At 45.8% G+C, this 16,509-nt stretch carries 15 protein-coding genes; 12 read left to right on the top strand and 3 right to left on the bottom strand.

Features of this window, described 5'->3' with window-relative positions:
* The first annotated feature begins 115 nt into the window (after positions 1-115).
* Together clpS and clpA are read left to right on the top strand one after the other, a co-directional pair.
* Complete coding sequence (gene clpS, locus A1359_RS13910) at positions 116-439, top strand: ATP-dependent Clp protease adapter ClpS (RefSeq protein WP_066984089.1); 324 nt, start codon at positions 116-118, stop codon at positions 437-439.
* A 10-nt stretch (positions 440-449) separates the two neighbouring features.
* Positions 450-2,729 (top strand): ATP-dependent Clp protease ATP-binding subunit ClpA, encoded by a 2,280-nt coding sequence (gene clpA, locus A1359_RS13905; RefSeq protein WP_066984085.1) that lies wholly within the window; start codon positions 450-452, stop codon positions 2,727-2,729.
* 37 nt (positions 2,730-2,766) lie between these two features.
* Here clpA and infA read toward each other — a convergent pair whose 3' ends face one another.
* Positions 2,767-2,985 (bottom strand): translation initiation factor IF-1, encoded by a 219-nt coding sequence (gene infA / locus A1359_RS13900; RefSeq protein ID WP_013819653.1) that lies wholly within the window; start codon positions 2,983-2,985, stop codon positions 2,767-2,769.
* Positions 2,986-3,239: 254 nt separating this feature from the next.
* Here infA and pbpC point away from each other — a divergent pair, with 254 nt between their 5' ends.
* The gene (gene pbpC / locus A1359_RS13895; protein ID WP_066984082.1) at positions 3,240-5,540 is read left to right on the top strand and encodes a penicillin-binding protein 1C; all 2,301 of its coding nucleotides are present in this window, start codon (positions 3,240-3,242) and stop codon (positions 5,538-5,540) included.
* 265 nt (positions 5,541-5,805) lie between these two features.
* On the top strand, positions 5,806-6,690 hold the full coding sequence (locus tag A1359_RS13890) for a LysR family transcriptional regulator (protein ID WP_066984079.1): 885 nt from the start codon (positions 5,806-5,808) through the stop codon (positions 6,688-6,690).
* Between the two features lie 10 nt (positions 6,691-6,700).
* Here A1359_RS13890 and A1359_RS13885 read toward each other — a convergent pair whose 3' ends face one another.
* Complete coding sequence (locus A1359_RS13885) at positions 6,701-7,606, bottom strand: carbohydrate kinase family protein (RefSeq protein WP_066984076.1); 906 nt, start codon at positions 7,604-7,606, stop codon at positions 6,701-6,703.
* 182 nt (positions 7,607-7,788) lie between these two features.
* On the opposite strand from A1359_RS13885, the gene A1359_RS13880 reads away from it, so the two are divergent.
* From A1359_RS13880 to A1359_RS13855, 5 genes are all read left to right on the top strand, one after another.
* Positions 7,789-8,028, top strand: coding sequence for an OadG family protein (locus A1359_RS13880; RefSeq protein WP_066984202.1), 240 nt, complete (start codon positions 7,789-7,791; stop codon positions 8,026-8,028).
* 90 nt (positions 8,029-8,118) lie between these two features.
* Positions 8,119-9,927: a sodium-extruding oxaloacetate decarboxylase subunit alpha gene (oadA, locus tag A1359_RS13875; RefSeq protein WP_066984074.1), complete on the top strand. Its 1,809-nt coding sequence runs from the start codon at positions 8,119-8,121 to the stop codon at positions 9,925-9,927.
* Positions 9,928-9,989: 62 nt separating this feature from the next.
* Positions 9,990-11,117, top strand: a complete 1,128-nt coding sequence (locus tag A1359_RS13870; protein ID WP_066984071.1) for a sodium ion-translocating decarboxylase subunit beta — start codon at positions 9,990-9,992, stop codon at positions 11,115-11,117.
* A gap of 331 nt (positions 11,118-11,448) precedes the next feature.
* Positions 11,449-12,087, top strand: a complete 639-nt coding sequence (locus A1359_RS13865; protein WP_066984068.1) for a hypothetical protein — start codon at positions 11,449-11,451, stop codon at positions 12,085-12,087.
* A 320-nt stretch (positions 12,088-12,407) separates the two neighbouring features.
* Complete coding sequence (locus A1359_RS13855) at positions 12,408-12,860, top strand: hypothetical protein (protein WP_066984063.1); 453 nt, start codon at positions 12,408-12,410, stop codon at positions 12,858-12,860.
* A gap of 258 nt (positions 12,861-13,118) precedes the next feature.
* Here A1359_RS13855 and A1359_RS13850 read toward each other — a convergent pair whose 3' ends face one another.
* On the bottom strand, positions 13,119-13,526 hold the full coding sequence (locus A1359_RS13850) for a thiol-disulfide oxidoreductase DCC family protein (protein WP_066984198.1): 408 nt from the start codon (positions 13,524-13,526) through the stop codon (positions 13,119-13,121).
* A 752-nt stretch (positions 13,527-14,278) separates the two neighbouring features.
* On the opposite strand from A1359_RS13850, the gene A1359_RS13845 reads away from it, so the two are divergent.
* The 3 genes from A1359_RS13845 (at position 14,279) to A1359_RS13835 (ending at position 16,438) form a co-directional block, all read left to right on the top strand.
* The gene (locus A1359_RS13845; protein WP_066984060.1) at positions 14,279-14,470 is read left to right on the top strand and encodes a hypothetical protein; all 192 of its coding nucleotides are present in this window, start codon (positions 14,279-14,281) and stop codon (positions 14,468-14,470) included.
* Positions 14,471-14,684: 214 nt separating this feature from the next.
* Positions 14,685-15,938, top strand: coding sequence for a glutamate-5-semialdehyde dehydrogenase (locus A1359_RS13840; protein ID WP_066984057.1), 1,254 nt, complete (start codon positions 14,685-14,687; stop codon positions 15,936-15,938).
* A gap of 164 nt (positions 15,939-16,102) precedes the next feature.
* A complete protein-coding gene (locus tag A1359_RS13835; protein ID WP_066984054.1) occupies positions 16,103-16,438 on the top strand; it encodes a DUF2956 domain-containing protein in 336 nt (111 codons plus the stop codon).
* The last annotated feature ends 71 nt before the right edge of the window (positions 16,439-16,509 follow it).

The following is a 16,509-nucleotide window of genomic DNA, read 5'->3' as shown; positions in this document are numbered from 1 at the left end:
CTATGTGATAAAGGTTGCACATTTTACGCGAATTGTTTTTTATGTGGGTAAAGATTGAAATTTGTCGATTTAGACGCTACTTTAAAGCACTGTGATTAATAGGCAAACCTGGACCATGACTGATTTTGATCCCTTGAAAGATTCCGATGGCGATATAGCTGTAAAGCAAGCAAAACCGCAGCTAAAAAGGCCGCCTATGTATAAGGTTATTTTGCTTAATGATGATTTTACCCCGATGGATTTCGTGGTCGAAATCCTCACTGAGTTTTTTCATATGAGTCAGGAGAAAGCCACGCAAGTCATGCTGCAAGTGCATACGAAAGGCGTTGGAGTGTGCGGCACCTACACTAAAGATGTGGCCGAAACCAAAGTACATATTGTCAATGAGTATTCCAGAGAGCATCATCACCCCTTGATGTGTGCAATGGAAGAAGCGTGAGAGGTAAGCCATGTTAAGTAAAGAACTTGAAGTGACATTAAATGCCGCGTTTACAAATGCGCACGCTAAACGGCATGAGTTTATAACGGTCGAGCATCTGTTGTTGGCGTTATTGGATAACGTTAGCACTGTTCCAATCCTGATTGCCTGTGGTTGTAACGTCAATGCCTTGCGTGGCGAGTTGACCAAGTTTATTGATGAAACTATTTCCCTGATTCCTGATGGCATACAGCGAGAAACTCAGCCCACTTTGGGTTTTCAACGGGTTTTGCAACGTGCAGTGTTTCATGTACAGGCATCCGACAAAAAAGAAGTTACCGGCGCGAACTTGTTTGTAGCTTTGTTTAGTGAACAAGATTCTCATGCGGTTTATCTTTTGAATCGACAAGATATTACTCGGCTGGATGCGGTGAATTATCTGGCGCACGGCGTTTCTAAAATCGAACATCAACATAAGCCCGATAATATTGAAGAGACAGAAAGCGAGCGCGGCATTAATGACGCAACCGCCAGTCCTCTGGAAAAATACGCCACCAACCTCAATGAAGAGGCTATAAAAGGCAATATTGATCCTCTTATCGGTCGTGATTTAGAGGTGGAAAGAACCATCCAGGTGTTGTGTCGCAGGCGTAAAAATAATCCTCTTTTGGTAGGCGAAGCCGGGGTTGGTAAAACGGCTATTGCTGAAGGTTTGGCAAAGCGTATAGTCGAAGAACAAGTGCCGGATATTTTGTTGAATAATGTGATTTATTCACTGGATATGGGCGCATTGGTTGCCGGCACTAAATATCGCGGGGATTTTGAAAAACGCCTGAAATCCTTAGTGGCCCAGCTTAAAAAAGAGCCGCTTTCAATATTATTTATCGATGAAATTCACACCATTATTGGGGCCGGTTCGGCTTCCGGTGGCGTGATGGATGCATCCAACCTGATCAAGCCGGTTTTGGCCTCAGGCCAGTTGCGCTGTATTGGTTCTACTACCTATCAGGAATATCGTGGCATTTTCGAAAAAGATCATGCCTTGGCGCGTCGGTTCCAGAAAATTGATGTTGTCGAGCCAACGATAGAAGATACCGTGCAGATTTTAAAAGGTCTCAAATCGCGTTTCGAAGAGCATCACGGTCTTAAATATACCCAGGAAGCCTTGCGTGCGGCGGTGGAATTGTCGGTGCGCTACATCACTGATCGGCATTTACCGGACAAGGCAATTGATGTGATAGATGAAGCGGGTGCTAGGCAGCGCTTGTTTATTGAAAGCGAGCGTAAAGAGACGCTTGATGCGGTCGATATCGAAGAAATCATCGCTAAAATTGCCAGAGTACCTGCGCAGTCGGTATCTTCCAGCGATAAGGATAAGCTTTCTAATCTGGAGAAAAATCTGAAAATGCTGGTGTTCGGGCAGGATGAAGCGATTTCCGAGTTGGCATCAGCTATCAAATTATCTCGTGCCGGTTTGCGAGATACGACCAAAACCATCGGTTCTTTTCTGTTTGCAGGGCCTACCGGCGTTGGTAAGACAGAGGTTACTCGCCAGTTGGCAAAAGTATTGGATATAGAGCTGATCCGGTTTGATATGTCCGAATACATGGAGCGACATACAGTATCGCGATTGATAGGTGCTCCTCCAGGCTATGTGGGGTTTGATCAAGGTGGCTTGTTGACTGAAGCCGTGACTAGGCACCCGCATGCGGTACTGTTACTAGATGAATTGGAAAAAGCCCATCCCGATGTGTTTAACCTGCTGTTGCAGGTAATGGATCACGGTACCCTAACAGATAATAATGGCCGCAAAGCTGATTTTCGTAATGTTATCCTGATTATGACAACTAATGCTGGTGCAGAAGAAGGTAGTCGGGCTTCAATCGGTTTTACCCATCAAGATCACGCAACCGATAGCATGAAAGTGATTGAGCGCGGGTTTTCACCGGAGTTCAGAAACCGACTGGATGCCGTTGTGCAATTTAAGCCTTTGAATATCAGTGTAGTCAGTAGTGTAGTCGACAAGTTTATTTTTGAACTGGAGGCTGTGTTGGCAGATAAAAACGTCACTTTAGCCTTGGGAGCGGATGCTAGAACCTGGCTGGCAGAACGTGGATATGATGAAAAAATGGGTGCAAGACCCATGGCGCGTCTGATTCAAGAAAAAGTCAAAAAACCATTGGCAGAAGACTTGTTATTTGGTCGGCTGGTGAATGGCGGGCATGTCAGAATCTTTGTTGAAAACGACCAGTTGGCTTTTAGTATCGAAAGTAAACAGCTAGTAGTTTCGGAAATGAATCAGATGGTTTAATAGATGTCCGTAACCGCTAACGCCTAAAAAAACGGGATTAGCGGTTACGGAAAGTGATGCGGCCTTTAGTGAGGTCGTAAGGCGTCATTTCTACTCTAACTTTGTCGCCGGTCAGGATGCGGATGTAATGTTTGCGCATTTTGCCGGAAATGTGAGCAGTCACAATATGCCCGTTTTCTAGTTCGACGCGAAACATGGTGTTTGGTAGGGTGTCGATAACCTTGCCATCCATTTCAATCTGATCTTCTTTTGCCATAACTTCACCTAGTAGATAAAAAACCGCTATCTTAGCATGGATCTGTTTTATTATGATGCTGTTGCCCTGAAATTTACTGTTTTAAGCGGACAGAAATTTTTTCCGGTTGATCGGACAATACAGTGCTTTAGGTTTCCCAAGCCTGAAATGCAGTAATGTTGCCGATAAAAGGGGGCTAAATGGTGAGCAGAAAAGTAATACTGGTTGTAACATTTACAGCTGAGTAACGACTTTTACAACGCATCCCTGAATCAATGAAATTGACCGTCAACGCGTTGAAATTATCGCCAGCGAAACTCATATTGTTAGGAGTAATTTTGCTGGTGTTATGCGCTGGGTCGAGACTAAGCATTACCTCACAACCACTGTTGGTTAATCGCGCCAACGGTTCTTATGCAGTCACCGATAGCAATGGGCGTTTACTGCGACTGAGCCTAACTTCCGATGAGAAGTATCGGCTTTGGACGCCACTGGCGGAACTACCGCAAACTTTGCGGGATGCGACTTTGCATTACGAAGATCGCTGGTTTTACCAGCACCCCGGCATTAATCCAGTGTCACTGCTAAGGGCAGTTTGGAGTAGTTTGATTGTTCGGGAACGCTGGATCGGAGCCTCGACGCTGACCATGCAGTTGGCGAGGCAACGCTGGCGACTGAAGACTTCCAATCTATCTGGCAAGTTGCAGCAAATGGCTTATGCGCTTTGGCTGGAGTGGCGGTTCAGTAAAGACGAATTGCTGGAAGCTTATTTAAATTTAGCTCCATACGGGGCCAATATCGAAGGTGTTGGGGCTGCGGCCTGGATTTATTTTCACAAGCCAGCTGGCGAATTGAATTTGGATGAAGCTCGGGCCTTGGCTTTGATTCCGCAAAATCCCAGCGCCCGGGCACCGATGAATCAAACAGCCCGGCAGCACTTACTGCAAGCTTGGAAAACAGCCTATGGCAACGATCCCGGTTTCGAACGCTTATGGTTTCGGCAACGTAGCGAGTTGCCGTTTCGGGCACCGCATTTTGCCGAACGTCTGCACGGTTTGTATCCGGATGCTTCGACACTGGTGTCAACCTTGGATGGCACCGTGCAATCACTTAGCGAAGCATTGCTGGCCGGCTTTCTACGCCAGCATCGTTTGCAAGGCATTACCAATGCAACTGTGATGGTGGTGCATGCGCCCAGCATGGCGGTAAAAGCTTATGTGGGTTCGGCGGATTATTTCAATCGGCAGATTCACGGTTTCGTCAACGGCCTGAAAGCACCGCGCTCGCCCGGTTCGACTTTAAAACCTTTCATTTATGCACAGGCGATTGCTCAAGGTTTAATTACGCCGGATAGTCGGGTCAAAGATACGCCGCTGCGGATGGGCTATTATCAGCCGGAAAATTTCGAGCGAAATTTCTATGGGCCGTTGTCGGCCACCGATGCGTTGGTACGTAGTCGTAATATTCCAGCTATCAGTTTGCTAGCGCAATTACAGCAGCCGACTTTTCATGAATTTTTGCTGCAGGCCGGCATTGCTATCCCTAAGCAGGCTGCCAATTATGGTTTGAGTTTGGCGATTGGAAGTGCCGAGATTTCCATGGAGGATTTGTTACGTCTGTATGGTTTGCTGGTAAATCGTGGTCGGCTACATAATTTACTCTGGCTGCGGGATGCCGAGCAAGTTGCTGGCGAGCCGTTGATGATGCCGGAAGCGGCCTTTTTAGTCCGGGAAATGCTGGAAAACAATCCGCGACCGCAACGCAGTTTCGGTGGTCGTGGTTATGGCCAACAACAAGCTGTAGCCTGGAAAACCGGTACTTCGTCCGGTCTGAAGGATGCTTGGGCTTTCGGCATGATGGGTGATTGGTTAGTCGGGGTGTGGGCCGGCAATTTTGACGGTAGCCCTAACAGTCATTTGGTCGGGCGTGATTTGGTCGGGCCGTTGTTGTTCGATGTCCTGGATGCCATAGCCATCGAACGCCCGGTCGCCGTCGCCGATGCGCCGCCTAGCGGCTTAAAACGCATCGAAGTTTGTACCTTGTCCGGTCAGCCGGTGTCGAATTGGTGTCCACACAGTAAAACCGGCTGGATTATCCCGGGTGTATCGTCGATACAGGCCTGTACGCTGCATCGGCCGATTCGGATCAATCCTGCCAACGGATTACGGCAGTGTCCGGAGGATGACAGTCCTGCAGAAACCCGAGTGGCTGAATTTTGGGACAGCGACGAATTGGAGGCTTTTCGACAGGCCGGTGTTAGACGGGATATTCCACCGGCATTTGAGCGGCCCTGTGTTCAAATCGAAGCAAGCGAGACGGCGTCCAAACCACCCAAAATTGTATCTCCGCAAGCCGGGGTTAGCTATCCAGTGCGGTCCAGCCTAACGGGCAGCATAGAATTTAGCGCAGTATCATCTGCCGGTAAAAGTCGTTTATTCTGGTTTGTCGATGATCATTTTGTCGGCGAAGGTAGCACCGTGCTGTGGCCTGCCAAATCGGGAAGATTTCAAGTTTTAGTGGTCGATGGGCAGGGTAGGTCTGCAAATGTTGAATTGACGGCGGAGGTGGCGAAATAATGTGCTAAAAATTCTGCCCACAAAATTTTTCTTGCTGCCTAAATCAAACTACTATTTTGGAGTGCAAACCTAGGTTTGTACTCCGGTGTCAGCTTTTAATAGCAGTGCGTAGCGTAGGGAAAGTTGCCGGAGATTCGGGACATTATTTATGCGCCTATCCAAAGTGTAACCGGCTCAATAAATGTCAATAGTTTTTGAAGTTATGCGGCAGATATTCCTGTTTGGCGTACTGAAAATATAAACTTTAGGTTTATAGTAGGTCGCTATGGATAAATTCAACAACATGCAGGTGTTTTGCCGGATAGTCGAGCTGGGTACTTTTTCCGCTGTAGCCAAGGAAATGAAGCTTTCGACAATGATGATCAGCAAATACATGGCGCAATTGGAAGCATCGCTAGGTGTGGTATTACTGAATCGCACTACCCGCAGTCTGAATCTGACCAGTGCCGGTGAAGCCTATTACAACCGTAGTAAACAATTGCTGGAGGATCTTAGTGAATTAGAAGCTTCCACTACATTGCTTGGGGAGCGTGTTAAAGGTCAGATCAAAATCAGTGCACCTATCGATTTTGGCGGTATTTATATGGTGCCCGCCATAGAACAGTTTCTGCGAACTTATCCTGAGATCAAAATTTTGATGTCGCTGGATAACAAACCGCCTAATTTACGCGATGGCCGTTTCGATATTTCGTTACTGGTGACGAATAAGCTCGATCCGGGTGTGGTAGCGCGCAAAATAGCCGAAACCGAGCTTTGCACTTACGCATCGCCGGACTATTTTGCCGCAAAAGGCTGTCCTAAAACTATCGATGATTTAACGCAGCATCAATGTCTGCATTATGTTGATACGCCGCATGGTGAATATTGGTTGTTCAACGTCGACGGTGCACAGAAAAAAATCAAAACTGATTGGGTTTTAGCCTCTAATAATGGTCGGGCATTGTGTCAAGCTGCGGCATTGGGTATGGGGATAGTGCAAGCTCCGCGCTTGTCGGTGGTGTCTTATCTGCAAAGCGGTGAATTAGTAGAGATTTTGCAAGAATATCGTCGACCGGCGTTGGCGGTATACGCCACCTATCTACAGCGTCGATTTTATCCGGCCAAGTTGACGACATTCGTGGATTTTTTATTAGCGTATTTTGAACGTTAATCGTGCGTGCTTAAGTGGGTTGCCAGCTCGACATCAACTGGCTGTGTTGCTGCAAACTGGGCAACCCGAGACGTGCGCCCATTTTCGTGCAGCATAAGGCGCCGGCGACACTGGCGTAACGCAATACTTCTAGCCAATCCAACTTGGCTGCAATAGCGGCAGCAAAAGCGCCGTGAAAAGCATCGCCGGCACCAGTGGTATCGACTGCAGTTACCGGCGGAGCAGCTAACTGACCACTTTCCTGTCCGCGCTGCCAAATTAGGCCCTGTTCTCCCAGCGTGATGACTACATTGGGCGATAAAGCTGCAAGTTGCGATAAGGCGGATTTGGTATCTTTTGCAAATTCCAATGCAAATTTTTCCGAACACACCAAATAGCTAACTTTGTCCATTAAAGCCCGAGTGCCGTCGTGTAAAGAGCCGGCGTCGAGTATGCTGTGAATGGTTTTATGATTAAATTTTTCCAATAAAGCCAAGGAAAGTTGTGGTTCGTGGCCATCGAATAAAATGGTTTTTGCGCTGACTTCAGAAAAATCAATGCTGTCAGCTGGTAAAGCTTTTGTATTACCTTTGTAATTGATCAATGCGCGTTTGCCGTCCGGCTTTACCATAATGACAGATAGCGGGGTGGGGGAATCGCCACGGATTACCCAATCCGTGCTGACACCAGCGATTTGTAGTTCTTTTAGATGGTTGTCGCCGTATGCGTCCCGCCCCAAATAGCCGGCAAAAGCGGCTTTAAAACCCAGTTTGGCAACAGTGACTGCCGCATTAGCCGCCGGCCCGCCGCCGCAACCCAGTAAGCTATCGGCAAACAGTTTTTCATCTGCATTAGGATGGTGTGGAACAGAGAAAACCAGATCGTAACTGGCATGGCCAAGGCAAAGTACATCAAAACTTGCAGTTAGTAATGGCATGAGGAGAGATTTCGCTGAAGGATTTTGTTTGTTGGGTTGTAATTGTAAGCAGATTTGAGTTTATTTTGCTCTTTGCTGACCATTTTCTGCGCAATACTTCGTATACCTAAGGCCTTGCAAGATTGTTTAATCATAAGCTTTTGGAGATAATGCAGCTTACTTGTCATTACGGTTGTAACAAAATGAATGAACTCATTACCTCTGGAATTGAGCTGATGCTGATCGGTATGGGCATGGTATTCAGTTTCCTGGCGATGCTGATTGTCGCCATCAAGGTCATGTCATCGACCATATTACGTTTTTTCCCGGATATGTCGGGCGCTCAGAACGCTGGTAGCCATCACGGCGATGATCTCGGTACCATCGCAGCTATCAGTGCAGCCGTACATCAATATCGTTTGAAACATCGCAAAAAAGACTAAGCTTGTTGTTATCGTTATTTAGGTACAACGCATCATTACCCACAAGGTACTCGTAAACCGACCCACAAGGCACTATTAGGAGAAACAAGAGTGGCAAAGGTAAAAAAACCTTTAGGAATTACAGAAGTCGTATTACGCGACGCTCATCAATCCATCCTGGCAACCCGGTTACGCATTGAAGATATGCTGCCGATTTGTGAACAACTGGATCAAATAGGTTACTGGTCCATTGAATCCTGGGGTGGAGCCACCTTTGACGCTTGTATTCGTTATCTGGGCGAAGATCCCTGGGAGCGCTTGCGTCTTTTGAAAAAAGCTATGCCCAATACCCCTCAGCAAATGCTGTTTCGCGGTCAGAATATCCTTGGCTATCGTCATTATGCTGATGATGTAGTGGATAAGTTTGTCGAGCGTTGCGTGGTTAACGGTATTGATGTATTCCGTGTTTTCGATGCTATGAACGATATGCGCAATATCGAGCGAGCCGTTAAAGCCGTGTTAAACACCGATGCACATGCCCAAGGGACTATTTCCTATACGACCAGCCCGGTGCATACAATTGCTAAATGGGTCGAGCAAGGCCGCATCATTGAAGACATGGGTGCGCACTCTATCTGTATTAAAGACATGGCAGGTTTATTGCGACCTTACGATGCTTACGAATTGATCAGCAAACTGAAAAAAGCCGTTTCAATTCCAATACACATGCAATGTCATGCCACTACCGGCTTAAGTGTAGGCACTTATATAAAAGCCATAGAAGCAGGACTGGATAACGCAGATACTGCGATTTCATCGTTAAGTATGACCTATGGTCATAGCCCCACTGAAACCATCGTAGCCAGTTTGCAAGACCAACCTAATGATACCGGCTTAGATTTGGTCAAGTTGGAAAAAATCGCTGCTTACTTCCGAGATGTCCGTAAAAAATACGCCCAGTTTGAAGGCAGCCTGAAAGGGGTTGATGGTCGTATTCTGGTGTCGCAGGTACCTGGTGGCATGCTGACTAATATGGAAAGCCAGCTGAGAGAGCAGGGGGCAGCAGATAAATTTGATGAAGTATTGCTGGAGATCCCACGTGTACGTGAAGATTTGGGCTTTATTCCATTAGTGACACCAACTTCGCAAATTGTTGGCACTCAAGCCGTGTTGAACGTACTCGCTGGCGAACGTTATAAAACCATTAGTAAGGAAACAGCTGGTATTTTGAAGGGCGAATACGGCGCAGCCCCCGCTCCGGTTAATAAAGAATTGCAGGCAAAAGTACTAAATGGTGCCGAACCGATCACCTGCCGTCCGGCCGATTTGCTTGAAGCGGAAATGGACAAATTGATCGCCGAAACTAAACGCAAAGCCGATGAAGAAGGCCTGAAATTGTCAGAGTTTATCGAAGAAGATGCGCTGATTGATGGCATGTTTGCTCAGGTGGGCTGGAAGTTTTTGCAAAATCGTGGCAATCCAGCTGCATTTGAACCCGCACCTAATCCAGAAGCAGCAAGCGCTGTAGCGCCGGCGGCTAGTCAAAGCGCTGCAGTTGCGGATAGCCCAACAGAAATGTATACCGTCAATGTCGATGGGCGCAATTACAACGTTGCCGTGGGTCCTGCTGGCTCCAATGTAACGTTACAAGCGGCCCCCCGGATGCAGGTAGGACCGGATTTGGTGATTACGCCGCCTATTGTCAGTGGTCATGGTGTGGTCGTATCACCGTTGGCAGGTGTGGTACTGAAGGTCAATGTCAATATCGGGGCGCATATTGCAGAAGGCGATGTTGTTTTGGTGATGGAAGCCATGAAAATGGAAACTGAAATTCGCGCCAAAGTCGGCGGTATCGTCACGGCTGTCAATGTCCAGCAAGGCGATAGCGTTTCGGTAGGCGACGTGTTGGTCACCCTGTAACAATAACATGCTGCGGGGCCTTAAAGCCCCGCGGTTTGATCTGAAATAATCAAAAAACATTCATGGAAAATTTAACACTGTTGTGGGAAAGTACCGGCCTGTACAACATTACCGGGCCACAAGCCATCATGATGGCGGTGGGGTTTCTGCTGCTGTTTCTTGCCATTAAAAAGGGTTTTGAACCCTTGTTGTTATTGCCGATTGGTTTTGGCGCTATTCTGAGTAACATCCCGGTAGCGGGTATGATCGATGAAGGCGGCATACTTTATTATTTGTATGGCGGCATTAAATCCGGCGTGTTCCCGCTATTAATTTTTATGGGGGTGGGAGCGATGACGGATTTTGGTCCTATGTTGGCTAACCCCAAAACCCTGTTTTTAGGTGCTGCAGCACAATTTGGTATTTTCGCAACTTTGTTCGGTGCGTTGGCCTTAAACGTCGTGCCGGGCATGAATTTTGACTTAAAACAGGCTGCTGCGATTGCCATTATCGGTGGTGCCGATGGACCGACGGCTATTTACGTAGCCTCTAAGTTGGCGCCGGAATTATTGGGCGCTATTGCGGTAGCTGCATACTCTTATATGGCATTGGTGCCTTTGATACAGCCGCCTATCATGCGGGCGCTCACCACGGAAGCTGAACGAAAAATCGAAATGCAGCAACTCAGAGTTGTCAGTAAGACCGAAAAAATTGTTTTTCCTTTGATGTTGATAACTCTGACGGCGTTGTTGCTGCCTTCTGCTGCACCTTTGGTAGGCATGTTCAGCTTTGGTAATTTGATGAATGCGTCGGGCGTGGTCGACAGAATCAGCAAAACGGCACAAAACGAATTAATTAACATTGTCACCATTTTCTTAGGCTTGGCTGTGGGTTCAAAACTCAGTGCCGAAGCATTTTTGAAAATGGAAACCCTGGGAATATTGGGCTTGGGTGCGATTGCTTTTTCAATTGGAACTGCCAGTGGCGTGTTAATGGCTAAAGTCATGAACCGCTTTAGCAGCACGCCTATTAACCCCTTAATTGGAGCAGCAGGAGTTTCAGCCGTACCGATGGCCGCCCGAGTGGCCAATAAAGTGGGCCAGGAAAGTAATCCGTATAATTTTTTATTGATGCATGCCATGGGGCCGAATGTGGCTGGTGTTATTGGTTCTGCGGTTGCGGCAGGGGTGTTGTTGAGCTTGATCAAATAGCTGTTTAGACTAACGAACTAAAAAAGCTGGTGTTAACCCCAAGTCATTAGCTTAAAGTGTGGCTAGCTGACACAAAGCAGGCATAGTCCCCATTATTAATAACGGTAATGGGGATTTTTTATTAAATTAGACAGGGAAATGCCAAGTTTGCCCCATAAAAGGCATTCACAATTCATATTTTTAGATGTCTGCAATTCTCTAGTATGCAGAAGTAGGCTGGGTTGAATGATAATGAAACACGTCTTCGAAGCTGATAAGCTCGGATATTTCAAAGCATATGCTGGGTTTCGCGTTGCTCTACACCGCCTACGGCACTAGCTAGATTTCTGAAATGGTCAATACAAAATACACATTATTAATCGGTTCGTTTGCCAGAGGTACCGGAGACCTTAATAGTGATATCGATATGCTTCGAATTGGTCACACAATGTCTGTTATGAAGCCGGCAAATATAAATCAGCATCTTCCCTTGTCATACGTAGACTATGATTTAAATTCGTTTTTTAAGTTGTATGATGCAGGTTCTCTTTTCCTTTATCATGCTTTTTTCGAAGGAAGACTTCTCGACGGTGATAGCGATCAATGGAATAAATTAAGAGAAAACTTCGTGGTTTCAGACAACTTCATAGCCCCTATTAACGAATACCTCGAGGTATTAGAATATATTGACAGTTATCCTGGTTATGAGTTGTCTTTTGTTCCATATCTTTCTAATATTTTCAAGTGTCTAAAGAACATAGGTATATTTCAGCTGGCTTCCCGGAAGCAGTATGATTTTGAAAAAATGGTGGCATTAGAGGCTGGGTGCGGATTGACAAGTACTGATGCACACACATTGATTCTTGCAAATGCCGTATACGAACGATCAATGCCAATTTCGCTTCAGCTAATGACAGAATTTGAGAAATCCGCCAATGAATGGAATCGTCGATTAAATGGACAAATCGCAAGGCTGGCTAATGATATCTAAAGACACAAAATCAAGGCTTATAACCGCAATCAATGATCCAGATTCGTACTGCTCGGGCGCAAAACGACTTCAGTTGCAAGCAACTTACGATAAGTTGCTAGACGAATTGAGTGTTAAGCTTTTTGATGAGCCTTGTACCAATAGGATGGTCTTTAGGCAGAAAGTTAACTCAAGTACTAGTAGTTCACCGGTTGTAATGCGTTTAAAAAACATGCTTAAAAATCAAGATCTGCTATTTTGCAAGGACTACCGAGATCATGCCGGAGAAATAAAGAAGTTCCTAACCAACGATTTGGCTCACCTTATAGGAGCGTTTCGCGGTGACTGAAAACAATAAGGATATTGCATTAAAGGCATGGGAAGTATATCAAGGCCTAGCCAAAGGAATGGGCGAAAGTGCGTGGAAAATCAGATCGACATTTTTCGCAACTGCAGCTGGATTAATTGCTTACACTTACAATTCATCATCACCGATATTATATTTACTTACGGTTCTTCTTTGCGTACTTTTCTTTGTTCTCGAGTCTGGATATCGCAGACTGCAGGACCAGTACATTGATAAGTCTATAGCCATCGAGCGCACTTTAAATGATTTCATCGCAAACGATGAACACCCCAGGTTCCCCGAAACGATTGGCACTGACGTTGATACACCAAGTTGGAGTGGCTTAATCAAGTTATTAGCACTTAAGAGAATCATCTTTTGGTTGCCTTATTTGGTGCTCTTCTTGTTACCATTAATTCTGTTTCTATTTGATATTAAAAAAATCTAACAGTGCCGTTGTTAAAAGCTTCGCCCCGAGTTTTTTAGCTGTTATAGCTGGTGTTCAACGGCAGTTTTCAAGCCTGAAACTGACGTGCATTAAAATTTCTGATTGTCGCTTCATGATTGGAACTGTGAATTCTCTAATTTCAGAAAACCAATCTCGAAGGCTGATTTTTGAATTTTAATTGCTTCCACGAGGATAAATTCGCTGATATAAGTCAATGGTTGTTGAAGTTTCTTATTTCTGACAAGGATAAGCAATAAGTTAGATTCGACAATTGCCTTTTTCACAGGATTTTTTAGATAGCAACCGCCCCAGACTCAAGCGGTTGCGTGCAAATATACTATATAACGCATTAAACAATGGTTTCAGCAGTGGCCAGCGCGTCGGTGCCATTATCCAGCCCAGTCCAACCGCGGCATAAGCTGCGTAGAAGACTTCTACGCCTTTGATCAGACGACCGTCAGCGTAGACTCCGTGGATTTCTGCCATCAGCTCGTCATGGGTTTTACCATAAACACTGGCATCAAAATCTGCTTGGTTAATATCCTGAAACCCTAGTTTGTGTTGGTTGTTTTTCCAACGCAACCAAGCGACTTCTTTTTGGCAGATCGGACATTGACCGTCATAAAACAAAACAAATTCATGCGGAATATCGGTGCTATTCGTCATTTTGATGCAAACCATGTTGTAAAAATCAATTTGCTAAAAAAACCTGCATCGCTTTAGCTAGCCGTTGGTTTGATTAGTGCTCTTATGTTTCATGAGCGCCTGGAAATAACTATCGTAATTCCAGCCCTTATGGGTTGATGGTGGTGGCGTTTGAGGTTTTGTGCTTGCGGACATATTTGCCTCTTATTGTTATGACGCTTTAAAAAGCCCCATTCAACTCGTAGCGCAAAATTTGCTGACTTCTTGAGTTGACGGGGATAGTGAAGATTCACCTATGTGAGGTTGGACTTGAACACGGCTGCTGAAAATACAGCATTGTATTTTCAAACTGCAGTGGGAATATACCAGCTGATTGCTGATAAACAAGCTGCTGAAGTTTGTAACTCGCCATTGTGATTCTTATCTGCCGGACTGGCGGGTTTTTCTGCATATATTTGTAGTAAAAACTGCAGCTATCACAGGTTAATTCACTACCAAACATGGTTGTGATTATTTGCCATATTTTTTCTGGACACCGAGCAACTTGTCCAATAGAATGCCCGCACCTTGATTCAGGGTGGTACGAATCGCAAGATGCGTATTTTGAGGAGGAACCAAAGCGACCGTGATTACGGTACAACAATAATAAGAGCGAAAGCATTCAACCTGCCACTGCAGTGACGGGCGTCCAACACTAAAAATAATAAAACCGGACGAAGCCCACTTAGGTGGGCTTTTTATTGCCTGATTTTCTAAACTAATTTGTTATTCAAATGGCCGAAAGATCCGACCCACTTCCACAAGAAATCATGGACGCAGAACGTTTCATTGAAGATCTTTTGCAAGACACTCAACACCCTGTTCATAATCGCGCGCACCCATTACATAAAGAATCTGTGCAAGCATTAAACAAAATGATTGAACGGATGGATGAAATGCGCGATGAATGGCTTTCTAAAGGTTGAAGCTTAGAAACTGAATCGGGCTGTGAAAAATCCGCCACTAGTTTTATATAGGCTTTGGTCTTTATTATCGGCAGCTTGCATAGTCTCTCAGCAGTTTTGAACCCATCCAAGCTAAAAGAAATTAGCGGATCTATGCGGTTTTAGGTGTATGGTTATTTATTCGTGCAACGCATTCTGCCACTCTAATTCCCTTTAACAAGCGACCCCAAATTATATGAGCACTAGTGCTGTCAAAGTTATTGCCCAACAAAGTCGTCTTGCGGCACGCCAATTATCATCAGCCCCCGAGTCGATACGTAACCTTGCCCTGATTAAAATGGCTGAGGCGCTGGAGTCGGTTAAACAACAGCTGCTGGACATTAATACCCAAGAAATCATCAAAGCCCGCGATGAAGGGCAATCGGATGCCATGATCAAGCGTCTGACGATTGATGACAAAACCTTTCAGTACATGCTGTCCCGCTTAAAGAAAGTGGCGCAGTTGCCGGACCCATTAAATCGAATACTGGCAGGCCACACCAATCCGGCGGGGCTAAGGGTCTACAAAAAATCGGTACCTCTCGGCGTAATCGGCATTATTTATGAGTCGCGCCCCAACGTCACCACCGATGCAGCGGGGGTGTGCATCAAAAGCGGTAATGCCGTGATCTTGCGCGGCGGATCGGAAGCCCTGCAAACCAACGCATTACTCACCGATGCCATGATTGAAGGGGCTGTTAACGCTGGGCTACCGCAACATGCGATTCAGATTATTCGTATCCCAGGGCACGAAGCGGTGGGTGAGCTGCTGAAGATGGACGGCTATATCGATGTGTTAATCCCGCGCGGCGGCAAAGACCTAATCAAGCGCATTGCCGAAGGTACCCGAATTCCCGTCATTAAACATTACGATGGTATTTGCCACCTGTATATCGCCGCCGATGCCAATTCGGAACAGGCTGTCGGCATCGCAATAAATTCGAAATGCCAAAGCGTTCAGGTCTGTAACGCACTAGAAAGCTTGTTAGTCGATCAACAATGTGCCGAACAGCTTTTGCCGTTGCTGCAAGCGGCATTTGTTGCAAATAAAATCGAACTGCGCGGCTGCGAACAGACGCGAAAGCTATTGCCCAATATTCCGCCGGCGACAGAAGAAGACTGGCATACCGAATATCTGGCACCGATTCTTTCGGTAAAAGTCGTCAATGGTATTGAACTGGCCATTGATCATATCAACCACTATGGATCGGGCCATACCGACGGTATTGTGACGCAAAGCCTGAAATTGGCTCAACAATTTGAAGAGCAAGTTGATTCGGCATCCGTCATGATTAATGCCTCAACAAGATTGTCCGGTGGTGGCGATTATGGTTTGGGCTCGGTAGTCGGTATTAGCACAGATAAACTTCATGTCCGTGGTCCTGTCGGGCCTGACGAACTAACCACCTATAAATGGGTGGCTTATGGGGATGGCCATTTAAGGGCTTAGAATACAGTGGTATATATTCTGTTATCCGATAGGCTTGGCAAGGTTTTTTTGCCTGCCCAGCGCAGATAATATGCTTTACGGTACTATAACTCGGAACAATACGGATTAAAGACATTTGATTGAAGATGCGTATTGAGCCTATTTCATATTAGAAATCGACCACTATGACAAATAATCGCTATCAAAAGCCATCGCCACAAACCCAAGAAGACGCGTTAAAAATAGCCAAAAGCATACAACGTCCGGCCCAAACGAAAGAACAAACCAAGTTGATTGCACAAGGCATACAACAGGGTATAGATATTTACAAAAAACAGCAAAAGGAAAAAGCTAGAGCGTTAAATAAAAAACTTAAGAAAGTATCCAGTCAAAAATCGGAATTGGTTGAATCTGATGATCAGGAAATAGAAACACACATTGTGTATCGACAACACGGATTGCCGTGGTTGTTGCTATTGCTTACTTGGTTGGGTATGGGGGTTTATTGGTTCACCCAATAAGCGAGAAAAAACTGTAATATTCGCTATAAAGATTGAGTTGTTGGCACGGTTGAAAATAGGTCCAGGCCCGG

This window comes from Methylomonas lenta (assembly GCF_001644015.1).
GTDB lineage: Bacteria > Pseudomonadota > Gammaproteobacteria > Methylococcales > Methylomonadaceae > Methylomonas > Methylomonas lenta.
Note: the sequence above shows the minus strand (reverse complement) of the source record. Positions and strands in the feature narration are given on the sequence as shown.